Origin of the sequence: Proteiniphilum sp. UBA5463 (genome assembly GCF_002427225.1) — a bacterium.
Classification (GTDB): domain Bacteria; phylum Bacteroidota; class Bacteroidia; order Bacteroidales; family Dysgonomonadaceae; genus Proteiniphilum; species Proteiniphilum propionicum.
Map to the genome: position 1 here is coordinate 55,572 of NZ_DIQL01000042.1, position 8,298 is coordinate 63,869.

An 8,298-nucleotide genomic window follows, 5' to 3' on the forward strand; every position below is an offset into this window, starting at 1 on the left:
ATATTGAGTTTTATGGCCATTTCTATTTCAGCGCAGACGATTACTGTGCGTGGTACGGTCACTGACAACAAGGGGGAACCGATAATTGGTGCTACCATTGTTCTTCAAAGTGACGCCACACATGGCACTGTGACTGATATTGATGGAAAGTATGTGATCACTAAAGTTCCGGGCAATTCAAGCCTGGTATTTAGCTATGTTGGCATGAAAACAGAGATGATCCCAGTAAACGGACGTACCAGCATCAATGTAGTAATGACTGAGGATACGGAATTGCTTAGCGAAGTTGTTGTAACAGCGCTTGGTATAACAAAGCAGGCGCGCTCAGTTGGGTATGCAACATCAAGTGTATCAACTACTGAAATTGAGCGTATCAATGCAATTAATCCAATAACAGCATTGCAAGGAAAAGTAGCCGGCTTGGATATTAACTTGACGGGCGCCTCTGGCGTTACTTCTAGCTCCTCAATCACTATTCGTGGAGCAAAATCAATAGATAAAAACAACTCTCCTATTTTTGTTGTTGACGGAATGATTATTCAGGAACCTTTACGAGGTGCACTTGATGGAACTGACTGGGGATCTCAGCTAAAGAACTTAAATCCGGCAGATTACGAAAGTGTTACTGTCTTGAAAGGGGCTGCAGCAACGGCTCTTTATGGGTCACGAGGTGCGAACGGTGCAATTGTTATTAAATCAAAAGGAGGGAAATATGGCAAGCAGGGACTGGGAGTTGAGATATCTCAGATTCTTGAAACAACGGACATCTACAAATCTCCAATTGAATTGCAAAACGTATATGGAGCAGGTTCTCCTCATAATGGATATGAAGGTGGATTTCTAGCAGACGGTTCCCTACAAAAAACCGCAATAAGTTTCGGACCAAAAATGGACGGATCTATGATAAATCAGTACTTACCTCATGGGCAATCCACTCCGTTTGTTGCTCATCCTGATAACTGGAAAGCCCTATATAAATCCGGTTTTAACAGTACTACTAATGTTGCTGTCAACGGAGGTGGTGAAAAATCCTCTTTTCGCTTGTCATATTCATTTACTGATAATAATGGGGTATTCAAAAGAAATAACTTTAACAGACATTCTATTTCTTTTAGAGGTTTAACAGATCTGAATGATGTTTTCTCATTAGAAGCAGGCTTGAATTACTCATTCTCTAAAGCCCAGAATGGAGCAAGTCAGGGAGGATGGAATTGGGGTGGAAACTTAGGTATGATGAGTACTTATCATACCCCTCGAAACATGGATATAAAAGCCTATGAAAGCCTTTATAGAGATCCTGATAACCAGGCTGTTGAAACCACAACCCCTTGGGGTACTCTTAGAGGTTATTTGCATAACCGCGATATGAACCTAAATGAGCGCTCTGAAAATTCATTGTTGAGTAATTTGACATTAAGAGCAAAAATCGCACCTAAACTACAGGCCAGTATTCAGGGAAACTACAATTACTACGGTATCTCTACAATGTGGAAATCCTATGGAACAGGTGCAAACTATGGACCTACAGGTAGCGGTGGCTATGGTAGAGGTGGTAATATCTCTGGCTCTTACAACTTTCTTGGAATGTTGCAAACAATGAATAATGAACTTAATTTGAGTGATGAAACCATTACTGTTGATGCTATCTTGGCTGCTGAGTTATATGGGAACACAGAATCACACTCCTGGAATAAAGAGACAAACGGAGGGCTTGTTTCTCCCGCTGTTTTTGCTTTTTCCAATTCAACAAACAGAATAACACCTAAATTCGATTATACACCAAGGAACAATCAGGCTTTTGGGTTGTCGGCAATTCTGAATTTTGCTTGGAGAGACCAGTTGTTTCTTGAATTAACAGGACGCAACGACTGGTTATCAACATTGACATACCCATCATATATGACAACTGGGAAAAATAACTATACTGTATTTTATCCTTCAGCTAATGCTTCATGGGTTTTTACTGACACATTTGATATTCCTGACTGGCTTTCATATGGTAAACTGAGAGCGTCCCTTTCGCGTGTAGGTATGGGTACATCTGCCTATTCAACTACCAGAGGTTTTGGTGTATTCTCCCAAAGCGCTCAGTATGATCCCAACAGAGAGAGTGTTCTTATCGCAAATCCAAACCTTGGAACTGCCTGGAACAACGATTTGAAACCAGAAATTCAACAATCGATTGAGTTAGGTGCTGATCTTAGATTTTTTGATGAACGCCTCAATATAGATTTTGCTTATTACAAAACCAATACAAAAAACCAAATCCTCACAGTATCAGCTGTGACAGAATCAGGAGCCAGCGATCAATTGATTAATGCTGGAAACATCCAAAATCAGGGCGTTGAGCTGCAGGTTGAAACTACTCCTATAAAAACAGCAGACTTCCGCTGGACTGTGGGAAGCAATTTCTCTCTGAACCGGGGAAAAATTAAAAAACTTCATGAAAACGTGAAAGAGTGGAAACTGATGGGTCAATATGACGGTGGTCCTGAGATATGGGCCTACGAAGGAGGTAAGTTTGGAGTAATCACTACCCCTTATAACAATCCCTATGGTGCTTCAATCTATCGCTTTAATAATGAAGACGACCCCAATGATCCAAGAAACGGAAAGCCTGTTATCTCTTACTGGGGAAAAGCAGGGAGTCCCAATAATGTACCTGTTTATGGATATACAACCAATATTGACAAAGATATTCGAGATAGGGTAGAATTAGGTAAAGTAGAACCTGACTTCCTATTAAGCTTCAATACTTCATTTTCATATAAAAGCTTTGATTTTTATGCTTTAATTGATGGGCGAGTTGGTGGTAATTTCTTCTCAAACACTTACAAATACGCCTCCGCCATGGGTACCCTGAAATCTTCACTTTATGGGCGAGATAAAGAGCATGGTGGCTGGCAGAGGACTAATTTCAAAGGAGAAACAGTTTATGATGTGTATCCTTTGGACGCAGTATTTGATGAAGGAGAGACTGCACCATTAGCGAGCGATCCCGATAAAAAAATTGATGTAGGCGGACTGACTTATAAAGAAGCACTCGACAAAGGTATCCGTCCGATGCCAGCAGGATCATACTATCTATTTAACTACGGCTGGGGGATGCCCGCTGAATTAGGAATTCAAGACAACACCTAGTTCGCACTACGCGAAGTAACAATCGGATATCGTTTACCTAAAAATGTCCTTAATAAATTTGGTGCCAATTATTTTAGAATCGGCTTAACAGCGCGCAACCTCGGATATCTTGTAAATAAGCTGACAGACGGATTGAATCCGGCTTCTATCTCCAACAATAATCCATTGACGCCGATGGATATTGGTACAGTTCCTTTTTCAAGGACATATGCTATTAACTTTACACTAAGATTCTAAAAATATATAACAATGAACAAGATTAGATATTTTATAATTGGTTTAATATCACTTTTCCTGTTTTCAAGCTGCCTAGAGGATTTTAAGGAACTGAACACAGATCCAGAATTGTTAGGCTCAGTTGATCCGAAAAATGCTTTTACTGGAGCTACAGAAAATTGGAATAATTCGCAACGGCATCACCTTACAGGAAAGTACAGTGGGGTAATGCAAATCATGCAATATATTGTTAGTAGCGGAGGTGCTTCAGCAGGGAATTATGTAAACGTCACAGGAACATCCCGTCCATCTCCATACACACCATATTATAGCGACTATTTCGGACAAATTGGATTACGACTGCGTTATTTGGTCAACACTGTAATTCCATTGAATCCAGAAAAAGAGCGCTATCAAAATGTAGCAGCTATTGCAAATATTCTGGAAACATATCAGGCATGGTTGATGTTTGATGTTTATGGGGCAGCACCGTACACCGAAGGATTAAAGCTTGCAAGTGATGGTATCGCCACACCTAGATACGATTTATACCAAAAAGATATAAATGGGAAAGAGTTATATAAAGTATTTGATGAGAAAATCAAGGCAAATATTACTATTTTGCAAAATTCAACAGACAATCAATACAGTTTAGACAAAAACGACTTCTTCTACGGTGGAGATATTAGCAAGTGGATTAAATTCGGAAACACCTTGAGGATTAAAATGGCTCAACGTCTCGAAAAAGCAGATCAAACATTTTATCAATCTGTTATCAATGAAGCCATAACGCACCCTGCTGGCATCATCTCAAATAATGAAGAATCAGCAGTTTATCACCATCCTAACGAGCACAATAATAATACAGACGATATGCAGGCATTGACAACAAACTATGTTGCATCTCGTGCTCTTGTGAATTTCTTGAAAAAATATGATGACCCCAGACTGCCCATTCTGATACGTAGAAACGGTTTTGGCGATGGCAACAACAATTCGTCGAATGATGAAGTCTTCGATTTATTAAAAAAATATTATCCCGACTACCAAACTAAATACTCTCAATGGACTGATAGATATGTAGGAATGGCGGCTAATCCTGACAGCACAAATAGCTTGTGGTCAAACAGCAATTATTTCACCATCTCATACGTTGATGATAAAGGGGTAGATCAAACCATGACTGTAAGAAATAACAGTCAGATAGAAAGTCGTTTTTATGTAAAAAATGGAGGCAAAGTCAGCAATACACTTGGCGTTCGTGAAAAAGAAGATCAAGCTTTATACGATGTATCTCAGGATAATATTACACTCTTTACCCCATTAATTACATATCCAGAAGTATGCTTTATGATGGCTGAAATTTCATTAAAAGCAGGTAAGGCAATAGGAGGAAAAGAAGCCCTTACTTGGTTCCGTAACGGTATTAGCGCTTCAATGGAACAGTATCAGACTTGGGCTGAAAAAATGGGAGTTCCATCTGCTATGAATTCTAACAGTGATAACTACAACCCCATTACGGTTGAAAAGATTGAAAGCTACCTCTCACGTACCGAATTCCAAACGGTTACTTTGGAGAAGATAGCTTCACAACAGTGGGTAAATCTCTTTATGCGCCCAGAAGAAGCATGGGCATCTTGGAAACGCACCGGGTTACCGGCTTTCAAACCTCAACCCATACCTGAAAATGGAGTCGCATTTTTGGAAGAACTTAAGACAGGAGGTGATCCGTTGTTGATTCCACGACGAGGGGTTCTTCCAACACCAAATACAGCTAACATTGAAAACTTCAATAATGCAGTTGATGAACTAAAGAAAGATCCCAACTATGGAACAGCAGTAGATAAGACTGAAGGTAGGATTTGGTGGGATAAACCTTAAAACTACTTTTATATGAATTGAGTAGGAAGAAAACAATATTGTTTTCTTCCTACTTTTGCTTTCCATACTCTCACACCACCCTAAGTGTTATTTATGTGGTAGTACTTTAAAATTCTCCATGTCCGTTTTTAGTAATTAGGGAAAAAATGTTACTTGTTTAGAGCAGACACCCATAAATAATAGTTGACAAACTAAAGTTCAGAAAACGGTTATTAAAAATCCCTTAAATAAAATTCACGTAGAATCTTTGTAATTAGCAAGTTTACAATAAGCAGTAAAATGAGATAAAACAGAAGGTAGAGGAAGAAATTAATTGAAAAGTACTGATTGATATGTTTCCCGATTTTTTTAAAGGAAATTGCATTTTTGGATTAAATAAATATGTCACAATTATAAGAAAATGTTTGTCCCTTTTAAATAATAAATATACCTTTGTCTCTCAGGTTAATACAAAACTTCTATCTAAGTTATGGAACTAAAATTCGACCATAAAGCAACGAAAGTACAGCAACTAACAGATTATATACAAGGTGCTATTTTCGAAAAAGAGCTTCAGGTAGGCGATAAGCTACCTTCAATCAACTACTTAAGCAGGAAATATTGCGTTTCACGTGATACTGTCTTTAAAGCTTTTTTAAAACTCAAGGAGATAGGGCTTATAGATTCCATTCAGGGAAAAAGTTATTTCGTCTCCAGACAATCTACAAATACTCTCCTGTTACTCGATGAATACACACCGTTTAAAGAGGCTCTCTTTAACAGTCTTGTAAATAAGCTCCCACTTACCTATAAAGTTGATTTATGGTTTCACCAGTATAATAAGAGTCTGTTCGATACCATTATCAATGAATCATATGGCCGATACAGTAAATACATTGTAATGAATTATGACAATGAAAAATTTTCCAATACTCTTGAAAAAATAGATAAAAATCGGCTGTTACTGATCGATTTTGGAAATTTCGACAAAGACGGATATTCATATGTATGTCAGGATTTTGATGAGCAGTTTTACAATGCCTTGTCTTCTGTAAAAAAAGAGTTATCAAAGTACAACAAACTGGTTTATATTTTAAATAAAAAACATAAGCACCCTCAAAGTAGTAAAATTTTCTTTTCCAAATTCTGCAAAGATTATGGCTTTGAATACGAAATATGGGACAATGCAGTGAAGGAGTTACAACAAAGTTGCTGTTATATTATTATCAAGCAAACAGATGTGGTTGATGTAATCAAACAGAGCAAACATAAGAATATGGAAATGGGAAAGGATTTCGGATTGATTGCGTATAATGAAAATCCTTTTTACGAAATTATTGGAAATGGTGTACCTTGTATTAGTATCGACTTTAATCTCTTGGGAGATTTGGCGGGAAATTTTGTTTTGAATGGAGAAAAAATAAAGCAATATCTGCCAACAATAGTCTATCGAAAAGACTCAATTTAATAAAGAATAAATCTACTGTAAATATTTGCTTAATAACCAAAAAATCAGTAAAAGGCCTGCTCGGTTTTATATTAGTCCATTCCTCTGTTATACAATTGTTTACAAGGTACTCTAAAACTTTTCCACCTAACTGTTTTAGCTTTGAGCAGCTTGTTAATTATAATGAAAACTATCACGTAAAACAAACAATTTGTTTTTGATTTTTGCAGTCAAGAACAGCCAAAGCGCGCTATCTTGTTGATTTTAACCATCTTCGCTTGTTGTAACCTATTTGTAAATACCTTTTCAAATATGTTGTATAACATCATAAATTAATTTGTATATTTTTTGTTTTACAACTATTTTTGTCATCATCTTAAAAAACAGCACAGCACTGACAGTACATAACGGCACAGATTAGTACCATGCTGTTTTACCAATCACTGTTTTCTCATTGAATTAGAGTTCAGAAATTAAACATAAATTTCTATCGAATGGATTCTTTAAAACCAAAAAAAATATACATACTATTGAATATAATCCTTCTAACTAAATGAGGTTATGAACAATACCAATTTTTGCTTCTATTTGATATTTGCATTATAAAAAAATCTATCTGTTAAATAATTATTAAATTTTCAAATTAACAAAAGAATGAAGAGGAAAAATCAACCAGGTTTTAAGGGCTTATTGATTCTTTTTTTGAGTTTTATGGCTCTTTCTATTTCAGCCCAAACCGTAACAATCAGTGGCACGGTAACCGATGATACGGGATTTGAAGTTATCGGTGCAACCATTACAATTGTGGGCAATGCAAGTTATGGTACTGTAACAGATACCGACGGTAAGTACACATTACCCAATGTACCAGCCAATGCTTCGTTACAGTTCAGCTACGTAGGTATGAAAACACAAATTATTCCTGTGAACGGCAGAACAACTATTAATGTTGTATTGGTTACGGATACCGAAATATTGGAGGAGGTTGTGGTAACAGGCTATGGAGGTGTACAAAAAGCCAAAACCATGACAGCCTCAGCTTCCAGCGTGAATGTAAGCCAATTAGCCAAACTGCCTGTCACTTCTATTTCAGAAGGTTTGGGCGGTCGCGTTACTGGCGTTATCACACAACAAAGTTCCGGAGCTCCCGGTGAAAATGTTAAGATTTGGATTCGTGGAGGCGAAAAAATTCTATACGTGATTGACGATGTTGTGATGGAATCATCTCAGGGTAATGCATTTTTTAACCGCTTACGCCCTGACGATATTGCATCGATGTCTATATTGAAGGATGCCTCAGCCACCGCAGTGTATGGACCGAGAGCAGCTAACGGAGTAGTGGTGATTGCCACCAAACGCGGACAGGAAGGTGCTCCTATTATTTCGGCAAATCAAAAAGTCTCCATAATGACCCCTTCTTATCGTGCCAAAGGGTTGAGCGCCTATGAATATGCACAAGCACGTAACGAAGTGGAATTTGCCAGTTTTCAGGAAAACCCAACATTTAACAACACCGCTTTGTCAAAGTACTATATGGGCGATTTATGGCAAAAGGGATATAACCGTGAAGATATTCGTAGTATGGTCAACGAAAAATACGGTATGACCTATACCATGGATGAAATCAACGATTT

At 37.7% G+C, this 8,298-nt stretch carries 4 protein-coding genes; all 4 read left to right on the plus strand.

Annotated elements, in window-relative coordinates; genetic code table 11:
- The first annotated feature begins 12 nt into the window (after positions 1–12).
- Positions 13–3,141: a SusC/RagA family TonB-linked outer membrane protein gene (locus B3B27_RS07110; protein WP_286847186.1), complete on the plus strand. Its 3,129-nt coding sequence runs from the start codon at positions 13–15 to the stop codon at positions 3,139–3,141.
- A gap of 249 nt (positions 3,142–3,390) precedes the next feature.
- Positions 3,391–5,238, plus strand: coding sequence for a SusD/RagB family nutrient-binding outer membrane lipoprotein (locus tag B3B27_RS07115; RefSeq protein WP_238868492.1), 1,848 nt, complete (start codon positions 3,391–3,393; stop codon positions 5,236–5,238).
- A 469-nt stretch (positions 5,239–5,707) separates the two neighbouring features.
- Positions 5,708–6,685 (plus strand): winged helix-turn-helix domain-containing protein, encoded by a 978-nt coding sequence (locus B3B27_RS07120; RefSeq protein WP_238868491.1) that lies wholly within the window; start codon positions 5,708–5,710, stop codon positions 6,683–6,685.
- A gap of 633 nt (positions 6,686–7,318) precedes the next feature.
- Positions 7,319–8,298: TonB-dependent receptor plug domain-containing protein (locus B3B27_RS07125; protein ID WP_286847187.1), on the plus strand; the 980-nt coding region annotated here is incomplete at its 3' end.

Excerpts from the sequence above, each read along its gene's own strand:
- B3B27_RS07110 (WP_286847186.1), top strand. The coding sequence starts at position 13 with ATGGCCATTTCTATTTCAGCGCAGACGATTACTGTGCGTGGTACGGTC.
- B3B27_RS07115 (WP_238868492.1), top strand. The coding sequence starts at position 3,391 with ATGAACAAGATTAGATATTTTATAATTGGTTTAATATCACTTTTCCTG.
- B3B27_RS07120 (WP_238868491.1), top strand. The coding sequence starts at position 5,708 with ATGGAACTAAAATTCGACCATAAAGCAACGAAAGTACAGCAACTAACA.